Below are 24,666 nucleotides of genomic sequence, written 5' to 3' on the forward strand. Positions count from 1 at the left end.
CCGCCCGCCGCACTGCCTACTGGTTCTGCAGCCGGACGATCGTGCTGATGATGCCGATCACCAGCGCGACGATGCCGCCGATCCAGGCGACCCGCGCCAGCGTGTCGGACTGACCCTGCTCGCGGAACTTACCCTGCGCGATGACGCCGAGGATGATCGCGGCCGGGGAACAGCAGAACCAGCAGACGATGCCGATGATCGACATGATCTTCGGCGCGTTGCTCGGCGGTGCGGTGGCGCCGTAGCCGGCGTTCCCACCGGGGTACTGACCGTAGCCGCCGGGCTGCTGCCCATACCCACCAGGCTGCTGCTGCCCGTATCCACCAGGCTGCTGCTGGCCGTACGGACCGGGCTGCTGCTGGCCGTATCCACCAGGCTGCTGCTGGCCGTACGGACCGGGCTGCTGCTGGCCGTATCCACCGGGCTGCTGCTGACCGTAGCCGCCAGGCTCCTGCTGACCGTAACCAGGCTGCTGGCCGTAGCCCGGTTGACCTGGCTGGCCAGGCTGCCCGTACTGACCCGGCTGCTGCCCAGGATAGCCCTCCGGTCCGTTCGGGTTGTTCTGGTCGTCGCCGGGAGGTGGCGTCGGTGTGCTCACCGCGGTTCCCTTCTGAGAACGTCGTGGAATCAGCGCAGCCTATCTTTCCCACAGGTTCGCAGTCATGCCCCCACACCGTGCCCGGAAACCGCGACGGCCGCCGCGACAGGGCGTCGCGGCGACCGTTCGGCGGGTGACGGGTGGATCAGCCGAAGCGGCCGGTGATGTAGTCCTCGGTGGCCTTCTCGGTGGGGTTGGAGAAGATCTGCTTGGTCGGGGCCATCTCGATCAGCCGCCCCGGCTTGCCGGTCGCCGCCAGGTTGAAGAACGCGGTCTGGTCGGAGACCCGGGCCGCCTGCTGCATGTTGTGCGTGACGATGACGACCGTGAACTTGTCCTTCAGCTTCTCGATCAGGTCCTCGATCGCCAGCGTCGAGATCGGGTCCAGGGCCGAGCACGGCTCGTCCATCAGGATCACCTCGGGCTCGACCGCGATCGCCCGGGCGATGCAGAGCCGCTGCTGCTGACCGCCGGACAGGCCGGCGCCGGGCTTGTCGAGCCGGTCCTTGACCTCGTTCCAGAGGTTGGCGCCCTTGAGGGACTCCTCGACCACCTGGGTGAGTTTCTTCTTGTCCTTCATGCCGTTCAGCTTCAGGCCGGACGCGACGTTGTCGAAGATCGACATCGTCGGGAACGGGTTCGGGCGCTGGAACACCATGCCGACCACGCGGCGGACCGCGACCGGGTCGATGCCGTTGCCGTACAGGTCCTGCTGGTCCAGCGTCACCTTGCCCTCGACGCGGGCGCCGGGGATCACCTCGTGCATCCGGTTCAAGGTCCGCAGGAAGGTGGACTTGCCGCAGCCGGACGGGCCGATGAACGCGGTGACCGAGCGGGGCTCGATCGTCATCGACACGTCCTCGACGGCCTTGAAGTCGCCGTAGAAGACGTTGAGGCCACTGACCTCGATGCGCTTAGCCATATCGGATCGGAACCTCTCGCTATTTCGACTTGACGGCGCTGAACCGGGCGATCAGCCGGGCCAGCAGGTTGAGGACGAGCACCAGCAGGATCAGCGTCAGTGCCGCCGCCCAGACCCGGTCCGCGGCGTGCGGCAGGGCCAGCTCGGTACGGTCCTGGTTGATCATCGTCGGCAGTGCGCCCATGAAGCCGTTGAACGGGTTCAGGTTGATGTTCTTCGAGTAGCCGACCAGGATCAGCAGCGGCGCGGTCTCACCCATCACCCGGGCCAGACCGAGCATCACGCCGGTGACGATGCCGCCGAACGCCGTCGGCACGACGATCTTCAGGATCGTCTTCCACTTCGGTACGCCGAGCGCGTACGAGGCCTCCCGCAACTCGTCGGGCACCAGTTTCAGCATCTCCTCGGTGGACCGCAGCACGACCGGGAGCATCAGCAGCACCAGCGACAGCGACACCGCGAAACCGACCCGGTTGAAGCCGAAGACGGTGATCCAGACGGCGTACACGAACAGCGCCGCGACGATCGACGGGACGCCGGTGAGGATGTCGATCATGAAGCTGACCACCTTGGCGACCCTGGTGCCCTTGCCGTACTCGACCAGGTAGATCGCGCCGAGGATCGCGATCGGGACCGCGATCACCGCGGTGATCAGGGCCATGATCAGCGTGCCCATGATCGCGTGGTACGCACCGCCGCCGGCCCGGCGCACGGTGATGCCGCGCTGCGACTGGCTCCACCAGTCGGCGTTCAGCAGCAGGTGGTAGCCCTTGCCGATCACCGTGATCAGGATCCAGGCCAGTGGGATCAGCGCGATCACGAACGCCAGCACGATCAGCACGGTGGCCAGCGTGTTCTTGAACGCGCGGGCCCCGGACCGCCCGGTCAGGTCCAGCGCCTGCCCATCGTACGCAGGCTTGTTCTCTGCGATCGTGGTCATGCCGTTGCTCCTTCGGCGCGGCGGTTGCGGCGCGGCCGCTTCTTGGCACCCGGCGTACTGCGGTCGACGATGATCCGGGCCGCGGAGTTGACCAGGAACGTGACCACGAACAGCACCAGGCCGGCCGCGATGTACGCGCCGGTCTTCTCCGGCGAGTCGAACTCGGCGGCGTTGTTGGCGATCTTCGACGCGAACGTCTCACCGCCGGCGAAGATCGACGGGTCCCACGGGTCGTTGCCGTTCGGCACCGTCAGGATGATCATCACCGCGACGGTCTCACCGAGCGCGCGGCCGAGGCCGAGCATCGAGGCGCTGACCACACCGGAGCGCCCGTACGGCAGGACCGCCATCCGGATCATCTCCCACTTGGTGGCGCCGAGCGCCAGTGCACCCTCGCGGTGCGCGATCGGCGTCTGCGCGAAGATCTCCCGGCTGATCGCGGTGACCACCGGCAGGATCATGATCGCCAGCACCACCGACACAGTGAAGACCACGCCGACGTTGTCGCCGATCGGCTTCTTGAACACCGGGATCCAGCCGAGCCCGTCGGACAGTCCGTTGATCACCGGGAGCAGGATCGGCGCGAAGAACAGCGCGCCCCACAGGCCGTAGACGATCGACGGTACGGCGGCCAGCAGGTCGACCGCGTGCGCCACCGGAGCGGCCAGGCGTTTCGGCGCGTAGTACGTGACGAACAGTGCGACGCCGATCGCGACCGGTACGGCGATCAGCATCCCGATCAGCGAGCTGATCACGGTGGTGTAGAAGAGTGCGGCGATACCGAACTGCGGGTGGCTGCCGCCCGGGCTCCAGACCCGGGAGAACAGGAAGCTGCTCTTGTCGTCGGCGAGCGCCGGGATCGCCAGCGCCAGCAGGAAGATGCCGACGAACGCGACGATCAGGATCACCAGGCCGCCGGAGCCGCGGGCGAGCCCGCCGAACAACCGGTCGCCCAGGTGACCGACCGGGCCGAGGGCCAGTTCGCGATCGTCGCCGGCCTTGGCGGCGGCCGGCGTACCGTCCGTGGCCTCGACGCCGGACTCGGTCAGTACCTCGGTGGACTGCTGTGCTGTCGGGGCCGGATCCGCGGCCACCTGGTCCGCGGCCGTGCCGTCCGGCCGGTCGGGCGGTGCCGTGCCGTCTGGACTACTCATCGATGGTGCTCCAAGCGCCTGAATCGTGACGGGTGACGTCTGGTCTTCAGTGGCACGAGCCCCGGCCGCCTCCGATGACTCGGACCGGCCGGGGCTCGCATCAGTACTGCTTCGCGATCAGCTGATCGCCTGGATCGCGGCGTCGACCTTGGTCTGGATCTCGGCCGGGAGCGGCGCGTAGTTCAGGCTGGTCAGCGAGGACTGGCCGTCCTTGCTGATGAAGTAGCTCAGGAAGCTCTTCACCAGCGCGGTCTTCTCGGCCGGGAGGCCCTTGGTGCAGGCGATCTCGTAGGTGACCAGGATGATCGGGTACGCACCCGGGGCCTTGGTCGCGTAGTCCAGCTTCATGGCCAGGTCGGAACCGGTGCCGGCCGGCTTCGCGGCGGCCAGCGCCTTGCCGGCGGAGTCGGCGGACAGCTCGACCGGGGTGCCGGAGCCGTTGTCGATCAGCGCGATGCCCAGCTTGTTGTCGACGGCGTACGACCACTCGACGTACGAGATCGAGTTCTTGGTGCTCTTCACGCCCTCGGCGACACCGGCCGACTTCTCCTTGCCGGAGCCCGTGCCGGTCCACTTCTTGGCCGGCTCACCCTTCCACGCACCGCCACCGGACGCCTTCAGGTACTTCGTGAAGTTCTCGGTGGTGCCGGAATCGTCGGACCGGAAGAACACCGAGATCGGCGCCGACGGCAGCGTGACGCCGGCGTTCAGCTTGGCGATCGCCGGGTCGTTCCAGGTCTTGATGGCGCCCTGGAAGATCTTCGCGGCGGTCGGGCCGTCGAGGGTCAGCTTGGAGACGCCGTCGACGTTGTAGGCGATCGCGATCGGGCCGATGACCATCGGCAGGTCGACGGCCGGGTTGCCCGCGCAGCGCTTGGTGGCGGCGGTCATCTCGTCCGGCTTGAGGGCCGAGTCGGAGCCGGCGAAGTCCACCTGGTTCGCGTTGAACTGCTTGATACCCGCGCCGGAACCGGTCGGGTTGTAGTTCACCGTGACGTCGGCGCACTTCTCGTTGTACTTGCTGATGACCTCGTCGATGGCGTTCTTCTGCGCCGAGGAACCCTCGGCGTTCAGGGTGCCCTTCGGGCAGTCGGCACCGGTGGACGACGACGAGGCGCCCGGGCTCGAGGAGCCGGACGGCGTCGGGTCGCTGCCACAGGCGCTGAGGGCGAGGACGCCGACGGAAGCCACGGCGACGGAGCCGACGCGGAACAGGCGATTGACGGACACGAGAGTGTTGCCCTTCTGCGGGAATCAGACTTCTGAACTTCCACAGACGGTAGGGAGACCAGGTGACGCGGCGGTCCGTCGCTGGTGAACGAGCGGTGAACGGTTCCGGTAGCGTGTGCGACGGCTGGCGTGCCGACAGGCGGCCAACAGGTGAACTCAGTTAAGAGCTGTCACTCTCCGTAGATGTAAACAGCCCTCTGCTCACGTTTTGGTAACGCTCGGCGCATCTGCGACCTGAGCGTTCGCCCCCCCGGCGCCCCGCGGAACAGGTTGCCGGGACAGGCACACGGTAGTACGCCGCCGTGCCAGCGGCGACGTCACGTTCGGTGTTTGCCGTCACATCAGTGGTTGGACCAATTAACCGGACGGGTTCAGCTGGAGAAGTCCTCCGGGGCGACGCCGTCCAGGAACTCCCGGAAGCGCTCCAGCTCGGCCTGCTCCTCCTCGGGAGTGGCGACGCCGGCCTCCCGCAGTACCTCTTCGGTGCAGCGGATCGGCGTACCCAGGCGGACCGCGAGCGCGACCGAGTCGCTCGGTCTGGCCGACACCCGGACGCCGTTGGCGAGCAGGAGCTCGGCGTAGAACACCGCGTCCCGGAGCTCGACGATCTCGACCGCCTCGATGTGTACGTCGAACGCCTGGATCAGGTCGCGCATCAGGTCGTGGGTGAGCGGCCGCGACGGACGCAGGCCCTGCTCCTCATAAGCGATCGCGGTCGCCTCGACCGAGCCGATCGAGATCGGCAGGTAGCGGTAGCCCTCGGTCTCGCGCAGCATCATCACCGGGGCCCGGTTGGGCGATTCCATCCGGATCCCGATCAGTGTCAGTTCTCGCATCATCGTCATGGTGCGCCCCGAACCTCTCCTCAGACCGGCACCCGGTGGGACGCCGGTTCCTCGGGTAGGAACATACCCGTCACCTCCAGTGTCACCCGGCACACCCGTCGCCCGTACCGCGATCTTCACCGAGCCGTGTCGCTAGGGCATGTCTCCCGATCCCACACCTACTGCGCGGCACTCGGCACGGCACCTCGCCGCACGGGTGCAAAGGCCACGATGCTCCGCATCGAGACCTTCGCCCCCGCGCGCCGAGCTACCGCACCGAGCACCTGCTCGCGACGGCGTGGGATCGGGAGACATGCTCTAGGGCGCACTGAAGCGTTCGGTGACCACTCGGCCGTCTTCCAGCCGGTGTGCGACGAGGAACGACCCGGTGGCGAACTTGCCGACCTTCAGGCCCAGCTCGCGGGACAGCGCCGGCAGCACCGGGCGGTGCGAACAGACGACCGTCACCTTGCCCGGGCGCCACACCCGGTCCGCTAGACCGCGCAGGCGGTCCGGGTTCGCGTCGTACCCGCGTTCGGAGATCTCCGGCCACAGGTGGATGTGGCGCTCGATCGAGGCGGCGTACGGCGCGACCGTCGCGACACAGCGCTCCGCGTCGCTGCTGATGATCCTGTTCGCGCCGAGGGCCTGCAGTACGTCGCTGAGCCGCTCCGCCACCGCGGTGCCGGTACTGCTGAGCGGACGGAGCGTGTCCTTCCCGTCCCAGTCCTTGCGTTTCACAGCATCCGCATGCCGTACGACGATCACCGTGGCGACCACAGGCACCACATGCTCGAGCGCGTCCAGGATGTCCACGTCGCGCGGATAGCTGAGCTTGCCGCGGGCCTTGTCGACGGCCAGCCAGCTGATCTGGTCCACCTCGTCGTTCGGCTCGAAAGCGCCGTCGTCGACCGGTACGGCGGACCAGTAGTGCACGAGCTTCTCCGCCGTACCGCCGTTCTTGCGGACCGGGTAGCGCTGCGTGCCGAGCGGCGGCCCGAACACCACGCGCTGCCCGGTCTCCTCCTCGATCTCCCGCTGTGCACCGAGCAGGACGTGCTCGTGCGCGGTCAGCTTGCCCTTGGGCAGCGACCAGTCGTCGTACCGGGGACGGTGCACCAGCAGCACCTGCCGGGTGTCGCCGCGTTCACGCCAGACGACACCACCCGCGGCGATGACCGTCGCCGGGAAACTCATGCACGTCCTCGCTTCGCTCCGGGCGCGCATGAGGCACTAGTTGCGCTGTGTTTGATGATGAGCTCGCTACGCTCACTCATGCCCTCACCCTAGAAAACGCGCTCCGTGGTCAGCTGATCGGGTCCGGCGTACGGCGGCGGCCGCGGGTCGCGATCAGCCTCTCCTGCATGTCACGCAGCGGCGTGCCGTCCGGGCCGTTCAGCCGGGGCTGCCAGTTGTCGTCGGGCTGCAGCCACCAGGAGCCCGTACCCTCGTCCATCGCCAGGTCGAACATCTCGCCGAGCTCGGTGACGTGGTCGGGCTCCTTCAGTTGCACCAGCACCTCGACCCGGCGGTCCAGGTTCCGGTGCATGAGGTCGGCGGAGCCGATCCACACCTCCGGCTCACCGCCGTTCTCGAACAGGAACACCCGGCTGTGCTCGAGGAACCGGCCCAGGATGCTGCGGACCTGGATGTTCTCCGACAGCCCGGGTACGCCGGGCCGCAGCGTGCAGATGCCGCGGATCCACAGGTCCACCGGCACGCCGGCCTGCGACGCCCGGTACAGCGCGTCGCACAGCGCCTCATCGACCAGGCTGTTCACCTTGATCCGGATCCGCGCCGGGCGGCCGGCGTGGTGGTGCTGGATCTCCCGGTCGATCCGCTCGAGCAGGCCCCGCCGTACCGACTGGGGAGCGACCAGGATCCGCCGGTAGCCCGCACTGCGACCGAAACCGGACAGGTGGTTGAAGAGCAGCGCTACGTCCTCGGTGACCACCTTGTCGCTGGTGAGCAGCCCCAGGTCCTCGTAGAGCCGGGCCGTCTTCGGGTGGTAGTTGCCGGTGCCGATGTGCGCGTAACGGCGCAGACCGTCCGGCTCGTCGCGGACGACCATCGACAACTTGCAGTGCGTCTTCAGACCGATCACGCCGTACACGACATGGCAGCCGGCATGCTCGAGCTGACGGGCCCACTTGATGTTCGCCTGCTCGTCGAACCGCGCCTGGATCTCGACCAGCACCAGGACCTGCTTGCCGGCCTCGGCCGCGTCGATCAGCGCGTCGACGATCGGGGAGTCACCGCTGGTCCGGTACAGCGTCTGCTTGATCGCCAGCACGTGCGGGTCCGCCGCGGCCTGCTCGATGAAGCGCTGGACACTCGTCGAGAACGAGTCGTACGGGTGGTGGACCAGTACGTCGCGCTGCTTGAGCGCGTGGAACATGTCCGCCGGGTTGGACGTCTCCACCTCGGACAGGTGCGGGTGCGTCGACGGCACGAACGCGGGGTACTTCAGCTCGGCCCGGTCCAGGCTCGCGATCGTGAACAGGCCGCGGAGGTCCAGCGGGCCGGGGAGCTCGAACACCTCCGCCTCGGTGACGCCCAGCTCCGACAGCAGCAGCGCCTTCACCTGCGGGTCGATCGACTCCTCCACCTCGAGCCGGACCGGCGGGCCGAACCGGCGGCGCAACAGCTCCTTCTCGAGCGCGGCCAGCAGGTTCTCCGCGTCGTCCTCCTCGACCTCGAGGTCCTCGTTACGGGTCACCCGGAAGGTGTGCTGCTGGATCACCTCCATGCCCGGGAACAGCTGGCCCAGGTGGGTGGCGATGACGTCCTCGAGCGGCACGAACCGGCCCTCGGCGACCTTCACGAACCGGGGGAGCAGCGGCGGCACCTTGACCCTGGCGAAGTGCTCGCCGCCGGAGTCCGGGTTGCGGACCACGACCGCCAGGTTCAGGCTCAGGCCGGAGATGTACGGGAACGGGTGCGACGGGTCCACCGCCAGCGGCGTCAGCACCGGGAAGATCCGGTCCCGGAAGAAGCGGGTCATGTCCTCGCGCTCGCTGTGCTCCAGCTCGTCCCAGCGCAGGATGTCGATGCCTTGCTCGGTCAGTGCCGGCTGCACCGACTTCCGCCAGGTCTCCGCGTGCCGGTCCATCAGCTCGCGGCTCTTCCGCAGGCTGCGGTCCAGCACCTCGCGGGGGAGCAGCCCGCTGGCCGCGCGGACCGCGACCCCGGCCGCGATCCGGCGCTTCAGGCCCGCGATCCGGACCATGTAGAACTCGTCGAGGTTGCTGGCGAAGATCGCGAGGAACTTGGCCCGCTCGAGCAGCGGGATCTGGTCGTCCTCCGCGAGCTCGAGGACCCGCTGGTTGAACGTCAGCCAGCTCAGCTCACGGTCCGAGAACCGGTCCTCGGGGAGATCGCCGGCCGCGTCGATGTCGTACGGCGGTTCAACGTCGTACTCCCGGTTGTGGGACGCCAGCAAGTCTCCAGCCACGTCGACAAGGATCCCACCCTTTGGTGAACAACGGGTAGCCGTCCGCGCGTTGCCGAATGTGACGTTTTCGTTGCCCGCCCGACGTTCTTGCTAGCGTCACTCCTTGTGAACCTACGACTGGACTCGGTACTGCGTGACACGGTGAGCGCCGTACAGGCGAATGCGCTGGCCCCGCTGTACGCGCTGCCCGCCGCCGTACGCCGACGACTCGCCGGCGCACCGATCCAGATCGACGGCAACACCCTCGACCCGGACATCCAGTTGCTGCTGCGCATCGACAACCTGTTGCCCGACACAACCAAGACCGACGCCGCGACCGCTCGTGCGCACTTCCGCCAGCTGTGCAAGCTGATCCCGGGTACGCCGGCCGAAGTGCAGCGCGTGACCGAACTGACCGTCCGTGGCGCCGACGGCCAGTTGGGCGCCCGTCTGTACGTCCCCCGTGGGGCGGGTGCCGGCCTTGGCTCCAACGCCGGTGATGTTCCCGGAGAGGTGGGGCGCGGTCTTCTGGTGTTCTTCCACGGCGGTGGCTGGGTGGTCGGCGACCTCGAGACCCACGACGCCGTCTGCCGCTCGATCGCCGCCGACGCCGGGATTCGGGTGCTGTCCGTCGACTACCGCCTCGCCCCCGAGGCGCCCGCCCCGACCGCCGCCGAGGACGCGATCGCCGCCTTCACCTGGGCCGTCGACCACGCGGAGGACCTGGGCGTCGACCCTGCCCTGGTAGCCGTCGGCGGCGACAGCGCCGGCGGCAACCTCGCCGCGGTCGTAGCCCAGCAAACCGTCCGCCGCGACCTCCCCCACCCGGCCCTGCAGGTCCTGCTCTATCCCGCCGTCGACCTGGTCGCCCGCCGCCCCAGCCGGGACCTCTTCTCCGAGGGCTTCATCCTCACGGAGGCCGACATCATCTGGTACCGCGACCACTACACCCCCGACCCCACCCTCCGCCCCGACCCGATCGTCTCCCCGCTCCGCGCCGAAGACCTCACCGGCCTCCCCCCGACCTACCTCACCACCGCCGGCTTCGACCCCCTCCGCGACGAAGGCCGCGAATACGCCGCCGCCCTGGCCGCCGCCGGCAACGCCCTGACCCACACCCACCACCCCACCCTCCCCCACGGCCACACCAACCTCCTAACCGTCCCCGGCACCACCCGCCAAGCCCACACCCACCTCACCAACCACCTGAAGTCAGCCCTGCACTAGCCGCCTGTGGATAACTTCCACAGCACCGCGGCGTACGCCGATATCGTGGCGAGCAGTAATCGAAGGGTCCCGAAGGAGTCGCCATGACGTTCGACCTGGCGCGGTTCAACTCCGCCTTCGCACAGGCGCGGTACGAACAGAAGACCGACCGGTCGTTCGATCTCGCGGCTGCCCAGCAGCAGTTGCGAGAGCTCATCGCGGACGAGCCGGAGAGCGACGAGCGGGCTTGGGCTGTGCGGATGATCACCAAACTCGCCGTACCGCCGCCCCCGCCACGTGAGTACGGCCCGCTCTACCACGAGGCCGGCGCGATCCATGCCGCGGCCTTTCTCGCCGAGGGCACGGACGAGGAGAAGGCCGACGCTCTCGCGGAAGCCCGGCACAAGATCTGGGCGATCGCCGACCGGGCCTCGGATGACGAAGAAGCCGACATCCGGGCGATGACGCGGGCGCTTGATCACCTGGAGACGATGCTGCGCGGGGACTGGCCGAAGGACTGACGGTGGACCTCGACCGACGGGTCTCCCCGGACTCGCCCCTGTACAGCGAGGTCGCGCGCCTGTACCGGATCGCTCAGGCGATGCGCCCGGCGGCAGCCAACCGTTGGAGCGGCGAGCTCTATGCGACGAGTTCGGACACCGTGGGCGGTCTCAACCCACAGACCGGCGCCCTCAGGCTGTCTGCTGAGCGGGTGCTGCCGTACCTCACCGGTGTCGTGTCTGCGACCCGTCCCCGCCAGCATGCGCAGGCGTTGGCGACCGTTCTTCACGAGGCCACGCACGGCAGCATGCACATCAAGGCGCCAGGTGAGCCGAATGCGGTGGGCCGAGCATTCGCGCGGTGTGATGGAAGGCTTCGCGGAGGTCCGGGCCTTCGAGGACTTCGACGCATACGCAGACCTCGCCGGGTACGAGGGTCTGTCACTGGGCGATCCGCAGTACCCCGGAGCCTTCGCGGCAACCAGCGACCTGATGGCGCACGTCACCGGACCGTCCTACTCACGCAACGACCTGATCAACGACGCCTGCCGCGGCCCGGGAATCATGCACTTCGACCAATTCGCCCACGCCGTCGTGGCCAACCGCCTGACCGAACTGACCCACCGCGACCCCTACACCCAACAAGCGGTCCGCGCCCAGCTGATCCAACCGATGCTCCATGCCCACTGGCCGACTCTCCCCAACACCGAAGCACCCACCGGCCACGCCGTCGCCACCGAAATCCGCTCCAGCCTGGACGCCAAGGTCGCCGAGATCCGCCACGACCACCGCCTCCCTCCAACACCACCCACCCCACAACCACCCACCCCACAACCGCCCGCCGCCCACCAACCAACTGCTGCCACTGCCGACCCAACTGCTCCCACTCCCGACGCCCACAAAGACACCCTCAACGCCCTCGGCTTCCTCACCGCCCAGGCCCCGCCCGCCGGCGCCACCCGCCAAGGCCCACCCCTCGGCCGCGGTCCAACCCCGTCCCACCAGCCCCGGTCCACCAAACCGCCGAACCGCACCCGAGACTGACATCCCCCGGCCACAGCCCAACCGGCCGGGCCGCCAGCCCCTCGATCCCAAAGCCAGCGCTGCAGGCAGGACAAGAAGCTTTGCCGCACAATCCCTCGCACTGCTCGAAGGAACGTCGGCTGGTACCGGCTGTGGGTCGCATTGTGCGTCCGGGCCGGTTGGTCCTGTCAGTTGGCGAGTTGCACCCCTTGATGCAAGGCGCCAACGCAAGCTCAAGGACTGACGTCTGACCTGACCATCCCCAGGTGCGGCCGGGCATGCACCCGGTCGCTTGGGGAGGATTCCTTCCCGAATCGGGACGGAAATCCTCCCCAGGTCGGCCACTCGGGCAGTTGGGGATGATCCGGACGCGGGTGGCCGGCTTGCGAGCGCTGGCCCGTCTGAGGTGCGTGATGACCGTCAGCCTCGTCGGCGCCGCGGAATGCCGCTCCGGGTTTCGCCGACAGGTGACACCGGCGGTCAGCGGCCCGGATCCACCAGAACTGGGATGGCTTCGCGAACCTGGAGGAGGGTGGCGGGGCCGGTGATGGGGACGGTGCCTTCGACGTACTGCCAGCCGGTGTCGGCGACGTTGAAGCGGGCCGCGTAGTTGGTGGTCACGGTGATGCCGACGCCTTGGCGCTTGCGGTACTTGTGGGTGATGTCCGCCGACGGGTACGGCTTGCCGGGGGTGCTCGTGGTGACGGTCGGACTGCCGTCACCGAAGTCCCAGGTGTAACTGATCGGCGTGGCTTCCACCACGACAGGAAACCCGAGCAGCGTCACAGTAGTCGTCGACACCTTGCTGTCGTCGGTGTAGACGATCGTCGCCATATTCACCAACGTCCGCCCCTTCGGCTGGACCTTCACAGTGAGCCCAGGAAAGACGATGTTCTTGGTCTCCGACCGCACCTGCTCCCAGGTAATATCCTCCGGCCGCGGCGGCACCACCTTCGGCGGCACAGTGGGCCGAATAACCCGGCCCCTCTCACGACCGGGCTGACACCGGGTCGGCCCAGGAACGGTCCCATCCGGCTGCATACGACCACAGATGCCGATGTTCAATTCGAAGTCGTCCTTGACCGATTTCGGTGGATTGTCCCGGCGCTGATTGCCTCGCGGGTGCCGGTTGCCGGACGCCTGTGTGGTCTTTGGCGTGATCTTCTTGGCCGGAGGGGTGTGCTTGCCGTGGCGCTTGATAATGCCCCGCTGGCTTGCTTGGGCTCCTTCTCGCGTCGGTGTGACATCCACGTCAGACCGGGTAGGCATCTGCACGACTGACGAGTGCATATCCGCGCTCGCCTCCACGGTCCCCGCGAACGCGACGCCGACGAATATTGACAGCGTCAGACCTGCTGTGGCAGCTGGATTCATCATTGTGGAACCAGGCTCATTGCCGACATGGTCCAGGAGCCGTTCACTGCGCTCAGCGTGAATTCTCGCTTGTACTTCCGCACGGTGCTCGTCACCGGCTTCGCTGACGGAGAATCCTTCGAGGTGTACGCGCCGATCGTCACCGCCGCGTATCCGCCGACACGCCCTCCGTCTCCGCGAAAGAGGTCGGGTACGTCATTGACGCGCTCAAGGTAGTCGCCGGCCAGGCCTCCGTTGGCTGCGTTCACCTTCGAGACATAGTCGGCGTAGAGCTTGCACTGGCTGCACGCCGGTGACGTCGCGGACTTCATCGGTGCGACATCACCGGTCGTTGAGGCGTAGTTCAGGAGGTCGACGTAGTACCTCACGAAGGACTCCGCCGCGGACAGGCTAAGTCCGGTAGCAGCCTTCGGGCGTTGGGGTGCACCGGTGGGCGTAGCTGAGGTCGCGCTAGGCGAGCTTGTCGCCTGGCTGGTTGCCGAAGAAGTCGAGGGTGGGGCCGTGTTGGGTTGGCCGGCTTCTGGGCTGCCGTTCGTGCAGGCGGCGAGCAGGGTAGTTGTGGCTAGGCAGGCCAGTAGGGCTTGGGTTGGCCTGTTGCGGTGTGTCACGTGTGTCAGCCCTCCGTAGTTGACACGAATCGTAACGGGGTGGTGGGGCGGGGAGCGATGTCAAAAGGTGCAGTCGGAGTGGGGGCCAGGAGCCGCTCGGCTGGGGGGTAAGAGGCTCGGGCGGCTCCTGGTTGATGGGGGGACGGGTGGGGGCGGGGGATTATGACGCGAAGTGAGCGGAGGAATTCGTTGTGATGCCGGTCACTCCGTGTGACTACTCCTCGGGGCGTACTGGACGTCCAGGGCGGCGGTGGTGAAGCCGAGGGAGGTGTAGAGGGCGCGGGCGGCGGTGTTGGTGCCGTCTACGTAGAGGACGATCGCGTCCAGGTTGCGGTCGTGCTGGAGGTGGTGGAGGCCTTGGAGGGTCAGGGACTTGCCTAGGCCTTTGCCTTGGTACGCGGGGGAGACGCCGACGACGTACACCTCTCCTACCCCGTCCTCGACCTTGGTCCAGTGGAAGCCGGCCACCGCGCCGGTCGCGGAGTCGACGGCCAGGAAGAAGCCGTGAGGGTCGAACCACGGTTGCTGGAGGCGTTCGGCCAGGTCTGCGGCGGTCCAGCTGCCCTGTTCGGGGTGGTCGGCGAACGCGGCGGCGTTGACCTCCAGCCAGGCGGCGTTGTCCTGGCCGGGGACGAACGTGCGTACGGCGATCCCGTCAGGCCACACGGGATCAGGCAAGGAAGCCCGGGTACGGCGGAGGAAGTACAGCTCGCGTGTTACCTCGAGATCGAGGCGCTGGGCGAGTTCGTCGGCGCCAGGGAGGCGTCCGTGCGCCCAGACCCGGGTACGGCTGCCCCCGTGGTCGAGCAGCATCCGGAGCAGCGCCGTACCGAAGCCCTGGCGGCGAAAGCCGACGCCGACGACGAGTTCGGCGGAGCCGTCGGGGGACAGGGCGGCGTACCCGGCGAGGTTGCGGGCGCTCTGTAATCCGCTGACCTCGATCGTGCCGGGCTCGCCGAAGTACGCGAGGACGTGGACGTCGCCGGGATGCTCGCCGTCGAGGTGCAGCAGGGTGCGTTCGGACAGCGGGTGGACGCCGTCGCTGTCCGCAGCGGTACGGGCGAGTTCCGTGATGGCGGCGGCGGTGGCCGGGGGCAATGGTGAGGGAACGGCTTCGAGAGTCACCGGAACACAGTAAAAGGTTCAGCTGAGTTCCTTCTCAGGTTCTGAAAACAGGGGTAGCTTCAGCGGACTCACCAACCACAACGACGGAGAAGACATGGCCCTGACAGGACGAGACCGAGCACGGCTGGGGGGACGGCGGGCAGCTGGTCTGCTCGCCGCCGGGACGGCCGTGGTGCTCGCCTTGGCCACGGGGGGATCCCTGAGCCAGGCGGGGGCTGCGACCCAGCCCGACGCCGCCGCCCAGGCGACCGCCGTAGAGGCGAAGAAGCCGAAGCCGACGCACTCGCAGATCCAGTTGCTGGCGATCAACGACTTCCACGGCAACCTGGAGCCGGCGACCGGTTCGGGCGGGAACATCAACGGCATCCCGGCCGGCGGTGCGGCGTACCTCGCCACGCACCTGAAGGAGCTCCGGGCCGCGGCCGCGGCGAAGGGGCAGGACTCGGTGACGGTCGCCGCGGGTGACCTGATCGGTGCATCCCCGCTGCTGTCGGCGGCGTTCCACGACGAGCCGACGGTGGAAGCGCTCAGCGGGATGGGACTCGAGGCTGCGTCGGTGGGCAACCACGAGTTCGACGAGGGCTGGCACGAGCTGCTCCGGATGCAGACCGGCGGTTGCCTGCCGGACGGCGACGGGCAGAACAACCAGAACTCCTGCCCGGACCCGAAGCACCCGTTCACCGGCGCCAAGTACAAGTACCTGAGCGCGAACGTGTTCTTCACGAACACGCAGAAGACGCTGTTCGCGCCGTACACGATCAAGACCTTCAAGGACGGCAAGAAGGTCGCGTTCATCGGTATGACGCTGGAGAACACGCCGAACATCGTCACCAAGTCCGGCGTCGAGGGCCTGACCTTCAAGAACGAGGTCGCGACCGCGAACGCGCTGGTTCCGGAGCTGAAGAAGAAGGGCGTGAAGTCGATCGTCGTGCTGCTGCACGAGGGCGGGTTCCCGGCCGACCCGAAGGCGTACAACAGCTGCCCGGGGATCTCCGGCCCGATCGTCGACATCAACGCCGGGCTGGACCCGGAGATCGACGCGATCATCTCCGGCCACACCCACCAGGCGTACAACTGCTCGCTGCCCGACAAGGCCGGCAAGCCGCGGCTGGTCACCAGCGCCTCGTCGTTCGGCCGGCTGGTCACCGAGGTCCGGCTGAGCATCGACAACGCGACCGGTGACGTCGACCGGACGAACACCCTGGCGCAGAACCAGGTCGTCACCCAGGACGTCGTCCAGGACCCGAAGACGGCCAAGCTGATCGCGAAGTACAAGGCGCTGGTCGCCCCGATCGAGAACAAGGTGATCGGCCACCTCGGCACCCCGTCGGTGGTACGGACGAACGACGACTCGCTCGAGTCGCCGCTCGGCAACCTGATCGCGGACGCGCAGCTGGCCGACCCGTCGGTGGTGTCCGGCGGCAAGGCGCCGGTGGTGGCGTTCATGAACCCGGGCGGTATCCGCGCCGACCTGGCGTCGAACGGCGGTGCGGTCACCTTCGGGCAGGCGTTCACCGTGCAGCCGTTCAACAACTTCCTGGTCTCGATGGACATGACCGGGACGCAGCTCAAGGCCCTGCTGGAGCAGCAGTTCTCCGGCGTGAACGGCCCGGACGCGCCGAAGTACAAGGTGCTCCAGGTCGCGGGTATCACCTACACCTGGAACCCGGCCGCCGCGGCGGGTTCGAAGATCGTGGCGGGCTCGATCAAGATCGCGGGCCAGCCGCTGGTCGACGGTACGTCGTACCGGATCGTGACGAACAACTTCCTCTCCGACGGCGGCGACGGCTTCCCGGCCTTCGCCACCGCGACGAACAAGGTGTTCGGCGGGCTGGACATCGACGCGTTCGCGAACTACCTGAGCGCGCACGACCCGTACACCCCGGTCGCGACCGACCGGATCTCCGTCGGTTCCTGACGATCAGCTGACGCGAAGGGGCCGGTGCGGTGACGCACCGGCCTTTTTCGTCTCGGTCAGTGATCCTGGTACCTTGCGTACTCAGGAACTTACGGAAGGTGAGCGATGGCGCACGTTGCTCCGACCTCCCACCGGCGGGCCACTCGCGCGTCGCACCGGGGTCATCGCAGCGCGGACGGGCCGGTGCAGATCAGCAGTTGGCTCGGTCTGGCGTTCGGTTTCGTGGTCGGGTGGATTCTGACGTTCCAGTCGCACGTCGGCGTCCATGCGGCCGGGGTCACGCTGCTGGTGATGCTGGTGCCGATCACGATCGGCACCTTCGTGGCCGCGTTCAAGCAGGGCGTCGGGTCCTGGACGGCGGCCCTCCTTACGGCGGCCGGGCTCGCCTTCACCGTGCTGAAGTTCTTCTTCTAGGACTTGGCTTCGGCCGGCTCACGGGTGGTCGGCGTGGGCGGTACGACGAAGCGGTAGCCGACGTTGCGGACGGTACCGATCAGCGCCTCGTGCTCGGGGCCGAGCTTCGCGCGCAGCCGCCGTACGTGCACGTCGACCGTCCGGGTGCCGCCGAAGTAGTCGTAGCCCCAGACCTCCTGGAGCAGTTGCTCGCGCGTGAACACCCGCCCCGGGTGCTGCGCGAGGAACTTGAACAGCTCGAACTCCTTGTACGTCAGGTCGAGCGCCCGCCCGTTCAGCTTCGCGGTGTACGACGCCTCGTCGATGACCACGTCGCCGCTGCGGATCAGCGTGGACTCGGGCTCGTCGTTCCGCGTCGCCGCGAGCCGCCCGATCACCAGCCGCAGCCGGGCCTCGATCTCGGCCGGGCCGGCGGTGTCGAGCAGTACGTCGTCGGCGCCCCAGTCCGCGTTCACCGCGGTCAGTCCGCCCTCGGTGACGACGAGGATCAGCGGTACGTCGATCCCGGTCGTACGGATCAGTCGCGAGGCGCTCCGGACCGCGACCAGGTCGCGCCGGGCGTCCAGCAGCACCGCGTCGGCATCCGGCGCGTCGACGAGCGCGGAGACCTCGGTGGGCAGAATGCGGATCTGGTGGGGGAGCAGGGCGAGCGACGGCAGGACCTCGGTGGAGGCCTGCAGGGCGTTCGTCAGCAGAAGCAACGTGCTCACGCCGTCTCCTTGTGCTGATCGTCGGATCCTGCCGCAGCGATCCGGTCCTCGTGCACGTCAGGCCCCGACGGCGTCGTTGCCGGGGGCCTGGGACACACTGGGTCTAACAGCAAGCTGACATAATACCGGAAGACCTACCAGACCAGTGAGGCGCGGATCAGATGCCGGAAGTGACCATCAGGTACTTCGCCGCCGCACGCTCGGCCGCGGGTACGTCGACGGCGACCGCGGAAGCGGGCTCGATCGGTGATCTCGTGACGTCGGTCTCCTCCGATCGGCCGGAGCTGGCACGGGTGTTGTCGATCTGCACGTTCCTCCTGGACGGTGAGCGGGCGGATGCAAGCACAAAACTCACCAAGGGTGCGTTGGTAGATGCCCTGCCGCCCTTCGCCGGCGGCTGACCGAACTCCTCGCGAGGTACATTCGTCGCCGTGGCGATGGAGTCGGGGACGCTACTCACTACGGTGGGGCGGGCGGGGGTTCTGTTCGGCAAGGCCTGGCCGCGGCTGGCGGCGGTCTTCCTGGTGGCGCAGTTGGTGCACCGGGGCCTGCAGTGGGTCGCCGTTCAGGCAGGTGCCAAGGCCGAGGCGGCCGGTATCGCAGTACTCGCGTTGCTGGTCGTGGTCTCGCTGGCGATGTACGTGACGATGTTCCTGGTACTGCGTGGTGAGCTGCCGTTCCACCGGCGGGCCGTTGCCGAGGGAACGCTCGCTCCGGACGGGATGGAGCCCGGCAACGAGCATCGTCCGCTCGACGCGATCGCCGCGGCGATGCTGCCGTTCCTGGCGTTCTACGCGGCCTACAAGTTCCTGCAGAACGAGGCGCTCAACTACGAGTACCAACTGGCCGTCAAGAAGGTCAACGACATCGCGGCGACAGTACTGACCGGCGGTACGGCGCCGCAGCAGTCGGACGGCCTGCAGTCGCTGTCGACCTGGCTGTTCATCGGGCTCGGCGTCACGGCGTACCTGCTCCGCTTCGTGTTCAAGAAGTGGCGGAAGGACAGAGAAGGCCCGGTCCGCAAGCTGTTCGTCACGTACCTCGAGGCGCTGTGGATCTTCGTGGTCGCGTACCAGGCCACGTCCGTGATCCCGCCGCCGCTGACCTGGCTGAAGGGGCGCCGGCTGTGGCAGTGGCTGCAGGACGGCTACACCTGGGTGCTGGACCATGTACTCGGTGTGAACCAGGTCCGTGAGGTGTGGGACTCGGTGACCGGCTTCATCGCGTCCGGCATCGGTGACCTGTGGAGCGCCGCCGTACTGCCGCTGATGTGGATCACGATGACGGCGGTCATCTACGGCCGCGTCGTGCAGAAGCTCGAGAAGCCGCGCTGGAGGTTCGACCGGATCACCAACCGCTGGCAGCAGACGCCGCGGATCGTCCGCGTCGCGGGCAACTCGGTGGTCGCGGACTGGAAGGACCGCTGGAACCCGGTGATGAACGCGTTGCGGCTGGTACTCCGCTCCGGGCTGCGGCCGATGCTCGGCTACTTCCTGGCGTGGGCGGTGGTCACGTTCGCCGCGAGCGCGGTCTGGATCATCCTGAAGCTGTGGGTGCTGGGGCCGCACACGTTGCAGTTCTGGCTGGTGATCGACGAGCCGTTGAACCTGATCACCGACGGGCTCAAGACGATGCTGCAGGTCTGTCTGCTGGCCGCGGCCTACGACCGGATGATCGGCGGCCTGGCCGGGTACCTGGCCCCGCGGCGTACCCGTGCGGTGCACGAGCAGTCGTCCGGCGACCACGGCGTCACCGACCTCGGCGCTGCTACCTCGGGAATGCCAGGTACTGAGGGACCTTCGTAGCCCACGTGATCATCGGCTGCACGCTGCCGGCGACGGAGGACGGTACGACGAACACGGCAACCGTCTCGAACGGCTTCCCGGCCGTCGGCTTCAGGTAGTACTGCGCGGCCGCGCCCCGCCAACTCGCCGGCTTGTCGTCAGAACCGCCCGTGCAACCGGTGGGACGGTCCTGGTAGTTGTCGGCAACGACCGTCTCGTTCCAGATCCGGCCGTCCGGTGCCCTCAGGTGCAAGGTGCAACCGCCGAGTCCGTCGAGTGCGGACAGCTTGTCCACCTGCAACCGGAAGTGCACCCGGATCCGGGCGGTCCCAGGAGGCAGTACGTCGTTCTCACCGGCCTGCAGCGGTTGCGGGTCCTGCTGCACGCTGGCGGCGTACCAGGTCGCGCCGTTGTACGACGTACCGCCCGCAGCCACGACGACGGGATCGCGGGGCTTCGCGTCGTACCAGGACTTGTAGTCGCTGCGTGTGGTCCACCAGCCCGCCAGCGGGATCGCCACGACCAGGGTCGCGAGGGCGATCGAGTTCGTCCGGAACCAGCCGCGGCGGGCCCGGCGCGCGCCACTCACGTGTCGCTCGCAGCGGTCAGCGCCACGACGTCCTCGAGCTTCGGAGCGTCGTCGCCGAGCGGCACGGTGACCTGCGGCTCGAGGTCGTTCAGGATCGACTTCTCCATCACCAGCAACGTTGCCCCGGGCACCTTGCCGGCCGGCATCTCGACCACGAACGAGCCGCGCACCGGGATGCCCGGCGCGAACTCGCTGCCGGTCAGGTCCACCTGGTCCAGCCCGTTCCGGTTCGAGCCGAGGTAGGTGACGCCGTCCGACGACTTGATCCGGACGTTGAAGATGTGCATCGGCTCCCGGTTCGCGGTCACGGTCGCGTCCACCACCACGAAGTCGGTCAGCGAGTCGCGGTCCGGCGTGGTGTGCGGGATCCGCAGCTTCTTTCCGAGCCGTACGTCGTTCACGGTCAGGTCGAAGCGCGGCGTGTGCACCGCGCGGCCGACGATCCCTTGCACAGGCGTCGGTTTCTGGATGTCCTGCTGCGTCGGGGTCAGCCGGTACAGGCCGACGATCGCGACCAGCACGGCGAGCGTCAGGCCGATGTTGACCAGTCTGCGGGTACTCACTTGAGGTTGTCCTTGACCTTGACCGTGGTGTCCGCGACGAGCTTGTCGGTCATCCACTTCTCGTGGTGGTCCAGGATCGAGTCGTCGATGTGTTGGTAGCCCTGCACGGTGAGCTTGACCTCGGTCGGGAGCTGGGTCGCCTTGGGCAGCTTCCAGACGTACGCGACGTTCTCGCCGGCGTCCGGGGTGAGCACCGGGTTCATCGTCTCGTCACGGATGTTCGTGGTGCCGAGCGGCGGGTCGGTGTCCTTCACGCCCGGGACGCCGATCAGCCGGATCAGGTCCGCCGGGGGCGTCGTACCGTTGACGTCGGTGACCTTCAGCTTGGTCACGACCGCGATCAGGGCGCCGCCCTCGTCCGGGGTGAACAGCGGTTTGAGGTCCTTCACCGCGACGACCCGCTGGATCGTGACCTCGAACTGCCCGGCGTCGACCGCGGTACCGGCGGCCACCTGCGGCGTCTCGTCGGCGGCCTTGTTCAGCCCGCCGAACGCCGCGGCGATCACCAGCAGTACGGCGCCGCCGCTGATCGACCAGGTCTTGACCGAACGGCCGCGCAGCCGGAGGTCCTGGAACTCCGGAAGCTCCTCCGGCTCCTCGTCCCCAGCTCCCCCGCTCCCCGTTTCGCGCACGCCCGCAAGCCTAACCAGGCCAGGGGGCGTGTCAGTCGTTCGGCCGGCTGCGGAGGCGCTTGGTTTCGCCGCGGCGCTTCTTGTCGTCCAGGCGGCGGCGTACGGACGCCTTGCTCGGTTTGGTCGGGCGGCGCTTGCGGGGCGGCGGGGCGATCGCCTCGCGGAGCAGCACCGCCAGCCGCTCCCGCGCGGCCTCCCGGTTGCGGAACTGCGACTTGTACTCCGACGCCGCGACCGTCAGTACGCCGTCCACCAGCCGCGACTGCAACCGCTCCAGGGCCCGCGTCTTCAGTACGTCGCTCAACGCCGACGTGCCGGCCACGTCGAAGCTCAGCTCCACCCGGCTGTCCGTGGTGTTCACGGACTGCCCACCAGGACCACTCGACCGCGAGAACCGCCAGGCCAGCTCAGCCTCCGGAACCACCACCCCCGACCGCACCGTCACTCCGCTCTCCACACCACCATTAGACCGGAGCACAATCACCAGATGGATGCCTGCGTCTTCTGCGGACTCATTTCGGCGGACTCGGCCCGCTGGATCGCCAAGGAGAGCGTCGTGGTCGCGTTCCTCCCGCTGCCCGGCCAGGAGATCGCTCCCGGGCACACGCTCGTCGTACCGCGTCGGCACACCGCGGCCGGCGTGCTGGACGTGCAGGCGGCGGACCTGGCGCAAGTGATGGACCTGGCGCAGCGGATCGCCCAGAAGATGGTGCAGCGGCTCGGTGCGACCGGGGTGTGTCTGCTGAACGCCAGCGGCCCCGGTTCCGGGCGGAGCGTCGATCACCTGCACTTCCACGTCGTACCGCGGTACCCGGGAGATGATGACGACAGCCTGCCCTGGCCGACCGGCCGGTCGGTCCACCACCTGACCGGGGACGTGCAGCAGCTTCTCAGTACGTGAAACGGGCGGTTGAAACGTGAACGGGGCGTCGTACCGTGGGTAACTGTGAGACTTGGGTTGTGGGTGCTGGCCGGCGCAGTGGTCGCCGGTGTGGTGCTCAGTGTGCTCAAGGCCTGGGTGGACGGGCGGTTTCGCGGGAAGAGCGAGGACGACGTGGAGCGAGTGACGGCCGCGGAGGTCGGTGCGGAGCTGGGGGAGCGGGCGACGCTGCTGCAGTTCTCGTCCGCGTTCTGTGCTCCCTGCCGCGCTACAAGGCGGACGCTCGCCGAGGTCGAGGGCATGGTCGACGGGGTGCGCCACGTCGAACTGGACGCCGAGTCCCACCTCGAACTGGTCCGTCGGCTGGACATCCTCCGTACGCCGACCACGCTGATCCTGGACGCGACCGGGGCCGTGGTGAAGCGCGCCAGCGGAGCGCCCCGGAAGCCGGACGTGATCGCCGCGCTCGCCGCCGCGATCGACCGCCAGCCGAGCTGACACCGTCCGCTAGGTGCCACCGGATGGCCAATGCCCCGGGGAGTAGGCAAGACTCTCCCGGTGAGCTCTCAAGCAGCAGGTTGGTACGACGACCCCGAGGACCCGGCCCAGCAGCGGTACTGGGACGGCAACGCCTGGACGGATCAGCGTCGGCCGCAGCAGGGCCCACCTCCGTTCCAGGGGCAGTTCGGTCAGCAGCGACCTGCTGACTTCCCGCGGTACGGCGAGCCAGCGCAGCACGGCCAGGTGTACGGCAGCCCGCAGCCGGGCCAGCCGCAGCAGCCTCCGCAGCAGAACGAGCCGCAGTACGGCCAGCGCATCCCGGGGTACCAACCGCCGCCTGTCCAGCCCCAGTACGGGCAGCAGCAGTACGGCCAGTACGCGGGCCCGCAGCAGCAGTACGGGCAGCCGCAGTACGGTCAGCCGCAGTACGGTCACGGCCAGCCCGGCTACGGCTACCCGGGCCGGCGGGTCTACACCACCCCGGACGGCCAGATGCTCTCCGGCTGGTGGCGTCGGGTGTTCGCACGCATCCTCGACGGGATCATCGCGGGCATCATCGGCCTCCCGCTGACCGGCTACTTCATCTACCAGTACTCCAAGGTGCTCTGGGCCTACTTCCAGAACACCCTCGACCAAGCCGCGGCCGGTACGCCGACAACCAGCACCACCCTGCCGCCCGAGATCTACAAGTGGATGATCCCGGCCACGCTGATCGGCCTGCTCGTGTCGTTCGTCTACGAGTACCTGTTCCTCACCAAGAAGGGCGCTACACCCGGCAAGATGGCGCTCGGTATCGCGGTCCGGCTCCGCGACGTACCGGGCAACCCGCCGGGGATCGTGGTGCTCAAGCGGTACGGCGTGTACATGGGCATCAGCCTGCTCAGCGCGATCCCGCTGGTCGGCACCCTGTTCAGCTTCCTGGCGCTGCTGAACGACCTGTGGCCGCTGTGGGACGACAAGAAGCAGGCACTGCACGACAAGGTGGCCGCGACCAACGTCGTTCGCACCTGATCCAGAATGTGATCAGTTGTCTCACTGTATGGGACCGACGGTGGCAGGCCCGCCCGGGTTCCGTACTCTCGACACGTGGTTTACACGACATGGCTGACGAAGCGCAGGGCAGTGGACAACTGCCGGGTGCGCTCATCGCTGTGTCGACGCCGCTGACCAGGCGGCGTCCCGAGCGCTGCGGAACCGGTCGCTGAGCACGGTTCCGCGTACGTCGTCTCCCGCACACTCGGGCGGGTTCCGGCTCGACATCCTCCTTCACCGGGAGTCGTCATGTCCGAACAACAGGCGGCACAGCAGGTCGATCCGCGCGGTCTCCGGTTCGCGGCCGGTATCACCACGGTGGTCCTGGCGCTGACGCTGATCCTGAACAACCCCTGGCCGCTCGCGGTCCAGGCCGTGGTGTTCGCGATCTCGGTCGCGTTCGGCGTCCATGCCTCGCCGTACGGCTGGCTGTTCAAGCGGCTGGTGCGGCCCCGGCTGGGCAAGCCGAAGGAGCTGGAGGACGCGGCCCCGCCGCGGTTCGCTCAGCTGGTCGGCCTGGTCTTCGCGGTCGTCGGCCTGGTCGGGTACCTGACCGGCGCAGGAGTGCTGGGAGTGGTCGCCACCGGATTCGCCCTGGTCGCCGCGTTCGTGAACGCGGCCGTCGGGCTCTGCCTCGGCTGCGAGGCCTATCTGCTGATCCACCGCATTCGTACGCCATCCACCGCTACCAACTGAGAGGCAGCAC

27 protein-coding genes are annotated in these 24,666 nt (G+C 68.0%); 11 read left to right on the top strand and 16 right to left on the bottom strand.

The genetic code is table 11. From position 1 onward, the window contains the following. Positions 1-16: 16 nt before the first annotated feature. The 8 genes from JOF29_RS28585 to JOF29_RS28620 form a co-directional block, all read right to left on the bottom strand. On the bottom strand, positions 17-598 hold the full coding sequence (locus JOF29_RS28585) for a DUF4190 domain-containing protein (protein ID WP_209697504.1): 582 nt from the start codon (positions 596-598) through the stop codon (positions 17-19). Positions 599-743: 145 nt separating this feature from the next. Next, positions 744-1,520, bottom strand: a complete 777-nt coding sequence (gene pstB / locus JOF29_RS28590) for a phosphate ABC transporter ATP-binding protein PstB (RefSeq protein ID WP_209697505.1) — start codon at positions 1,518-1,520, stop codon at positions 744-746. A gap of 19 nt (positions 1,521-1,539) precedes the next feature. Next, positions 1,540-2,460 (bottom strand): phosphate ABC transporter permease PstA, encoded by a 921-nt coding sequence (gene pstA, locus JOF29_RS28595; protein ID WP_209697506.1) that lies wholly within the window; start codon positions 2,458-2,460, stop codon positions 1,540-1,542. Next, positions 2,457-3,614, bottom strand: a complete 1,158-nt coding sequence (pstC, locus tag JOF29_RS28600; RefSeq protein WP_209697507.1) for a phosphate ABC transporter permease subunit PstC — start codon at positions 3,612-3,614, stop codon at positions 2,457-2,459. Before pstC ends, pstA begins: the two co-directional genes overlap by 4 nt. A gap of 117 nt (positions 3,615-3,731) precedes the next feature. Beyond that, positions 3,732-4,844 carry a phosphate ABC transporter substrate-binding protein PstS gene (pstS, locus tag JOF29_RS28605; protein ID WP_209697508.1) on the bottom strand — a complete coding sequence of 371 codons (1,113 nt, stop codon included), beginning with the start codon at positions 4,842-4,844 and terminating at the stop codon, positions 3,732-3,734. Between the two features lie 371 nt (positions 4,845-5,215). After that, a complete protein-coding gene (locus tag JOF29_RS28610; protein ID WP_245359553.1) occupies positions 5,216-5,689 on the bottom strand; it encodes a bifunctional nuclease family protein in 474 nt (157 codons plus the stop codon). Between the two features lie 297 nt (positions 5,690-5,986). Next, entirely contained in the window at positions 5,987-6,865 is an 879-nt protein-coding gene (locus JOF29_RS28615; protein WP_209697510.1) for an NUDIX hydrolase, read from the bottom strand. A gap of 109 nt (positions 6,866-6,974) precedes the next feature. Next, complete coding sequence (locus tag JOF29_RS28620) at positions 6,975-9,107, bottom strand: RNA degradosome polyphosphate kinase (protein WP_209700054.1); 2,133 nt, start codon at positions 9,105-9,107, stop codon at positions 6,975-6,977. Positions 9,108-9,227: 120 nt separating this feature from the next. Between JOF29_RS28620 and JOF29_RS28625 the strand changes: the two genes are divergently transcribed. The 3 genes from JOF29_RS28625 to JOF29_RS28635 all read left to right on the top strand — a co-directional run bounded on the left by JOF29_RS28625 (position 9,228) and on the right by JOF29_RS28635 (position 11,851). Continuing rightward, positions 9,228-10,328 (top strand): alpha/beta hydrolase, encoded by a 1,101-nt coding sequence (locus JOF29_RS28625; RefSeq protein ID WP_307863743.1) that lies wholly within the window; start codon positions 9,228-9,230, stop codon positions 10,326-10,328. Between the two features lie 83 nt (positions 10,329-10,411). Further along, positions 10,412-10,828: a hypothetical protein gene (locus tag JOF29_RS28630; protein ID WP_209697511.1), complete on the top strand. Its 417-nt coding sequence runs from the start codon at positions 10,412-10,414 to the stop codon at positions 10,826-10,828. A gap of 315 nt (positions 10,829-11,143) precedes the next feature. Continuing rightward, positions 11,144-11,851: a hypothetical protein gene (locus JOF29_RS28635; RefSeq protein WP_209697512.1), complete on the top strand. Its 708-nt coding sequence runs from the start codon at positions 11,144-11,146 to the stop codon at positions 11,849-11,851. A gap of 459 nt (positions 11,852-12,310) precedes the next feature. On the opposite strand, the gene JOF29_RS28640 is transcribed toward JOF29_RS28635, so the two are convergent. From JOF29_RS28640 to mshD, 3 genes are all read right to left on the bottom strand, one after another. Beyond that, positions 12,311-13,207, bottom strand: a complete 897-nt coding sequence (locus JOF29_RS28640; RefSeq protein ID WP_209697513.1) for a PKD domain-containing protein — start codon at positions 13,205-13,207, stop codon at positions 12,311-12,313. After that, a complete protein-coding gene (locus tag JOF29_RS28645; protein ID WP_307863744.1) occupies positions 13,204-13,812 on the bottom strand; it encodes a DUF6318 family protein in 609 nt (202 codons plus the stop codon). The genes JOF29_RS28640 and JOF29_RS28645 overlap by 4 nt, the downstream gene beginning before the upstream one ends. Positions 13,813-14,013: 201 nt before the next feature. Beyond that, positions 14,014-14,937 (bottom strand): mycothiol synthase, encoded by a 924-nt coding sequence (gene mshD / locus JOF29_RS28650; protein ID WP_209697515.1) that lies wholly within the window; start codon positions 14,935-14,937, stop codon positions 14,014-14,016. A gap of 94 nt (positions 14,938-15,031) precedes the next feature. On the opposite strand from mshD, the gene JOF29_RS28655 reads away from it, so the two are divergent. Further along, complete coding sequence (locus tag JOF29_RS28655; RefSeq protein WP_209697516.1) at positions 15,032-16,855, top strand: bifunctional metallophosphatase/5'-nucleotidase; 1,824 nt, start codon at positions 15,032-15,034, stop codon at positions 16,853-16,855. A gap of 105 nt (positions 16,856-16,960) precedes the next feature. Continuing rightward, positions 16,961-17,269: a hypothetical protein gene (locus JOF29_RS28660; RefSeq protein WP_209697517.1), complete on the top strand. Its 309-nt coding sequence runs from the start codon at positions 16,961-16,963 to the stop codon at positions 17,267-17,269. On the opposite strand, the gene JOF29_RS28665 is transcribed toward JOF29_RS28660, so the two are convergent. Continuing rightward, on the bottom strand, positions 17,266-17,979 hold the full coding sequence (locus JOF29_RS28665) for a response regulator transcription factor (protein WP_209697518.1): 714 nt from the start codon (positions 17,977-17,979) through the stop codon (positions 17,266-17,268). The two genes, JOF29_RS28660 and JOF29_RS28665, sit on opposite strands and share 4 nt — an antisense overlap. Positions 17,980-18,140: 161 nt before the next feature. On the opposite strand from JOF29_RS28665, the gene JOF29_RS28670 reads away from it, so the two are divergent. Together JOF29_RS28670 and JOF29_RS28675 are read left to right on the top strand one after the other, a co-directional pair. After that, on the top strand, positions 18,141-18,380 hold the full coding sequence (locus JOF29_RS28670; protein WP_209697519.1) for a MoaD/ThiS family protein: 240 nt from the start codon (positions 18,141-18,143) through the stop codon (positions 18,378-18,380). 36 nt (positions 18,381-18,416) lie between these two features. Next, positions 18,417-19,784: a hypothetical protein gene (locus JOF29_RS28675; RefSeq protein WP_245360597.1), complete on the top strand. Its 1,368-nt coding sequence runs from the start codon at positions 18,417-18,419 to the stop codon at positions 19,782-19,784. On the opposite strand, the gene JOF29_RS28680 is transcribed toward JOF29_RS28675, so the two are convergent. From JOF29_RS28680 to arfB, 4 genes are read right to left on the bottom strand one after another with little or no spacing between them, the layout of a single operon-like run. Further along, a complete protein-coding gene (locus JOF29_RS28680; RefSeq protein ID WP_209697520.1) occupies positions 19,747-20,352 on the bottom strand; it encodes a hypothetical protein in 606 nt (201 codons plus the stop codon). The genes JOF29_RS28675 and JOF29_RS28680 overlap by 38 nt on opposite strands. Further along, complete coding sequence (locus tag JOF29_RS28685; protein ID WP_209697521.1) at positions 20,349-20,915, bottom strand: hypothetical protein; 567 nt, start codon at positions 20,913-20,915, stop codon at positions 20,349-20,351. Before JOF29_RS28685 ends, JOF29_RS28680 begins: the two co-directional genes overlap by 4 nt. Then, entirely contained in the window at positions 20,912-21,547 is a 636-nt protein-coding gene (locus JOF29_RS28690) for a hypothetical protein (protein ID WP_209697522.1), read from the bottom strand. Before JOF29_RS28690 ends, JOF29_RS28685 begins: the two co-directional genes overlap by 4 nt. Positions 21,548-21,578: 31 nt before the next feature. Beyond that, positions 21,579-21,992 (bottom strand): alternative ribosome rescue aminoacyl-tRNA hydrolase ArfB, encoded by a 414-nt coding sequence (gene arfB / locus JOF29_RS28695; RefSeq protein ID WP_307863745.1) that lies wholly within the window; start codon positions 21,990-21,992, stop codon positions 21,579-21,581. Between the two features lie 42 nt (positions 21,993-22,034). Here arfB and JOF29_RS28700 point away from each other — a divergent pair, with 42 nt between their 5' ends. The 4 genes from JOF29_RS28700 to JOF29_RS28715 all read left to right on the top strand — a co-directional run bounded on the left by JOF29_RS28700 (position 22,035) and on the right by JOF29_RS28715 (position 24,656). Further along, positions 22,035-22,448 (top strand): HIT family protein, encoded by a 414-nt coding sequence (locus tag JOF29_RS28700; protein WP_209697524.1) that lies wholly within the window; start codon positions 22,035-22,037, stop codon positions 22,446-22,448. Between the two features lie 45 nt (positions 22,449-22,493). Continuing rightward, on the top strand, positions 22,494-22,925 hold the full coding sequence (locus JOF29_RS28705) for a TlpA family protein disulfide reductase (RefSeq protein ID WP_209697525.1): 432 nt from the start codon (positions 22,494-22,496) through the stop codon (positions 22,923-22,925). Between the two features lie 60 nt (positions 22,926-22,985). Next, positions 22,986-23,939: an RDD family protein gene (locus JOF29_RS28710; protein WP_209697526.1), complete on the top strand. Its 954-nt coding sequence runs from the start codon at positions 22,986-22,988 to the stop codon at positions 23,937-23,939. A gap of 270 nt (positions 23,940-24,209) precedes the next feature. After that, the gene (locus tag JOF29_RS28715) at positions 24,210-24,656 is read left to right on the top strand and encodes a DUF4395 domain-containing protein (RefSeq protein ID WP_209697527.1); all 447 of its coding nucleotides are present in this window, start codon (positions 24,210-24,212) and stop codon (positions 24,654-24,656) included. Positions 24,657-24,666: the final 10 nt, after the last annotated feature.

Origin of the sequence: Kribbella aluminosa, from assembly GCF_017876295.1 — a bacterium.
Taxonomy (GTDB): Bacteria; Actinomycetota; Actinomycetes; order Propionibacteriales; family Kribbellaceae; genus Kribbella; species Kribbella aluminosa.